The sequence below is a fragment of the Streptomyces sp. NPDC046821 genome (assembly GCF_040645335.1).
Taxonomy (GTDB): Bacteria; Actinomycetota; Actinomycetes; order Streptomycetales; family Streptomycetaceae; genus Streptomyces.
Genome location: NZ_JBEYYB010000035.1, coordinates 1 through 1,175 on the forward strand (window position 1 = coordinate 1; position 1,175 = coordinate 1,175).

Genomic DNA, 1,175 nt, shown 5'->3' on the forward strand with positions numbered 1-1,175 from the left:
AGGGCGCGGGCGGCGCGCTGGAGGGCCTGTTCGCGGGTGGCGCCGGTGACGATGAGCTTGGCGAGCAGGGAGTCCCAGGCGGGGCCGATCACGCTGCCGGATTCGACGCCGGCGTCCAGGCGGACGCCCGGGCCGGTGGGTGCTTCGAACTTGGTGACGGTGCCGGGGGCGGGCAGGAAGCCGCGCCCCGGGTCTTCGCCGTTGATGCGGAACTCGAAGGAGTGGCCGCGCAGCACGGGGTCGGTGTAGCCGAGGGCTTCGCCGTCGGCGATGCGGAACATCTCGCGCACCAGGTCGATGCCGGCGACTTCTTCGGTGACGGGGTGTTCGACCTGGAGGCGGGTGTTGACCTCGAGGAAGGAGATCGTGCCGTCGAGGCCGACGAGGAATTCGACGGTGCCGGCGCCGACGTAGCCGGCCTCCTTCAGGATCGCCTTCGACGCGCTGTAGAGCTGGTCGACCTGGGCGTCCGAGAGGAACGGGGCCGGGGCCTCTTCCACGAGTTTTTGGTGGCGGCGTTGGAGGGAGCAGTCGCGGGTGGAGACGACGACGACGTTGCCGTGGGTGTCGGCGAGGCACTGGGTCTCGACGTGGCGGGGCTTGTCGAGGTAGCGCTCGACGAAGCATTCGCCGCGGCCGAACGCGGCGACGGCCTCGCGGACGGCGGACTCGTAGAGCTCGGGGACCTCGTCCAGGGTGCGGGCGACCTTGAGGCCGCGGCCGCCGCCGCCGAAGGCGGCCTTGATCGCGATCGGCAGGCCGTGTTCCTTGGCGAACGCGACGACCTCGTCCGCGCCCGATACGGGGTCGGGGGTGCCGGCGACGAGTGGGGCGCCGGCGCGTTGGGCGATGTGGCGGGCGGCGACCTTGTCGCCGAGGTCACGGATCGCGTGCGGGGGCGGGCCGATCCAGATCAGGCCGGCGTCGAGTACGGCCTGGGCGAACTCCGCGTTCTCCGACAGGAATCCGTAGCCGGGGTGGATCGCGTCGGCGCCGGAGTCCTTCGCGGCCTGCAGCACCTTGGCGATGTCCAGGTAGCTGGTCGCCGGGGTGTCACCGCCCAGTGCGAAGGCCTCGTCGGCCGCGCGGACGTGCAGAGCGTCCCGGTCCGGATCGGCGTAGACGGCAACGCTCGCGATCCCGGCGTCCCGGCACGCCCGGGCCACGCGGACAGC

Annotated in this window: 1 protein-coding gene; it reads right to left on the bottom strand. The window is 72.3% G+C overall.

Annotated features, from left to right (window positions below; translation table 11 throughout):
• Window positions 1–1,175 (bottom strand): biotin carboxylase N-terminal domain-containing protein (locus ABZ893_RS36000; protein WP_361412563.1); only part of this gene is annotated, 1,175 nt, incomplete at both ends.